Genomic DNA, 1,634 nt, shown 5'->3' with positions numbered 1-1,634 from the left:
GGTGGTGCCATAGTTTCCCGAACTACCTCGCCGCGCCCTTCCGCGGCTTTTCGATCTCGCTGCGCAGCGCGGCCAGCTCCTTCTTCACTGCGCTGGCCGCCGTGTGCTCGATGCGGCGATAGCGGGCGACCAGCGCCTCCCCGAACGGGGTCAGCGCCGCGCCGCCGCCGTTCTTGCCGCCGGTCTGCCGCTCCACCACCGGCTGGCGGCAGACGCGGTTGAGTTCATCGACGAGATCCCAGGCGCGCTTGTATGACATGTCCATGGCGCGGCCCGCGGCCGAGATCGAGCCGTGGCGGCTGATATTCTCGAGTAGGGTGATCTTGCCCGGGCCGATCCGGTCTCCGGAGAGAAGATCGATGCGCAGGCTGAGAGAGGGAAGGGCGCTCGATTTCGGCATGGAGGCGATGCTTTCTCAGGACGGGCTGGACATTGCCACCACACCCGTTTCCGAACAAGATGACGACATCCGGATCAACGACACAATTGGGGGAGAGATGCCGCCTTCGCTGTTTTCGCCACTGAAGATCGGGCCTTATGAGCTGAAGCACCGCGTGGTGATGGCGCCGCTGACGCGGATGCGCGCCGAGCCAGGGACGCTGGCGCCCCGCGCCCTGAATGCGGAGTATTACGCCCAGCGCGCGACGGCAGGCGGACTGATCATCGCCGAAGCCTCCCCGGTGCTGCCGACCGGCTTCGGCAATCCCAACGTGCCCGGCATCTATTCCGAGGCGCAGATCGCGGGCTGGAGGCGCGTGGTCGATGCCGTGCATGCCAAGGGCGGCATCATCTTCCTGCAGCTCTGGCATGTCGGTCGCGTCTCGCATTCCTCGTTCCAGCCCGGCGGCGCGCTCCCGGTGGCGCCATCGGCCATTGCGATCGGTGACGACTTCAAGGCGATGACAGCAGATGGCAAGGCCGTCGCCTACGAGATACCGCGCGCGCTGGCGACCGACGAAATCCCCGGCATTGTCGCCGCCTACAAGCAGGCGGCCCGCAACGCCAAGGCGGCCGGCTTCGACGGTGTCGAGATTCACGGTGCCAACGGTTATCTGATCGAGCAATTCCTGCAATCGCGCAGCAATCAGCGCACCGACGCTTACGGCGGCTCCATCGTAAACCGTGCACGATTCCTGATCGAGGTGACGCAGGCAGCGATCGATGTCTACGGTGCAGACCGCGTCGGGGTGCGGCTGTCGCCCTATGGCATCGCCAATGGTTCCGGCGAGCCGGACCCGATGCCGCTCTACACGCATGTCGTCGAGGCGCTCAACCCGCTCGGGCTGGCTTATCTGCATCTGCTGGAGCCGCGCTCGTCCGGCGCGGGCCGGGCCGACGTCAATTGGCAGAACGTGCCCTCGGCGATGGAGCTGTTCCGGCCGATCTGGAACGGCGTGCTGATCGCGGCCGGCGGCTTTGTTGGCGATACCGCGAATGCCGCCATCGCGGAAGGCCATGCCGATGCGGTCGCCTTCGGCCGCTATTTCATCTCCAATCCGGATCTGCCGCGCCGCCTCGCTCACGGTTTCCCGCTCACGCCCTATCACCGTCCGACCTTCTACGGCGGCGAAGCGAAGGGGTATACGGATTATCCGGTGCATGACGAGATGGCGGAGGCGTGAGGCAAGTGCGCA

Annotated in this window: 2 protein-coding genes; one reads left to right on the top strand and one right to left on the bottom strand. The window is 66.0% G+C overall.

The window, feature by feature from the left end; all coding sequences use genetic code 11:
- Positions 1-22: 22 nt before the first annotated feature.
- Positions 23-400 carry a winged helix-turn-helix domain-containing protein gene (locus BRAS3843_RS23685; protein ID WP_008971604.1) on the bottom strand — a complete coding sequence of 126 codons (378 nt, stop codon included), beginning with the start codon at positions 398-400 and terminating at the stop codon, positions 23-25.
- A gap of 97 nt (positions 401-497) precedes the next feature.
- On the opposite strand from BRAS3843_RS23685, the gene BRAS3843_RS23680 reads away from it, so the two are divergent.
- Positions 498-1,622 (top strand): alkene reductase, encoded by a 1,125-nt coding sequence (locus tag BRAS3843_RS23680; protein WP_008971603.1) that lies wholly within the window; start codon positions 498-500, stop codon positions 1,620-1,622.
- Positions 1,623-1,634: the final 12 nt, after the last annotated feature.

Origin of the sequence: Bradyrhizobium sp. STM 3843, assembly GCF_000239815.1 — a bacterium.
In the GTDB taxonomy this organism is placed as follows: domain Bacteria; phylum Pseudomonadota; class Alphaproteobacteria; order Rhizobiales; family Xanthobacteraceae; genus Bradyrhizobium.
Note: the sequence above shows the minus strand (reverse complement) of the source record. Positions and strands in the feature narration are given on the sequence as shown.

Excerpts from the sequence above, each read along its gene's own strand:
- BRAS3843_RS23685 (WP_008971604.1), bottom strand. The coding sequence starts at position 400 with ATGCCGAAATCGAGCGCCCTTCCCTCTCTCAGCCTGCGCATCGATCTT.
- BRAS3843_RS23680 (WP_008971603.1), top strand. The coding sequence starts at position 498 with ATGCCGCCTTCGCTGTTTTCGCCACTGAAGATCGGGCCTTATGAGCTG.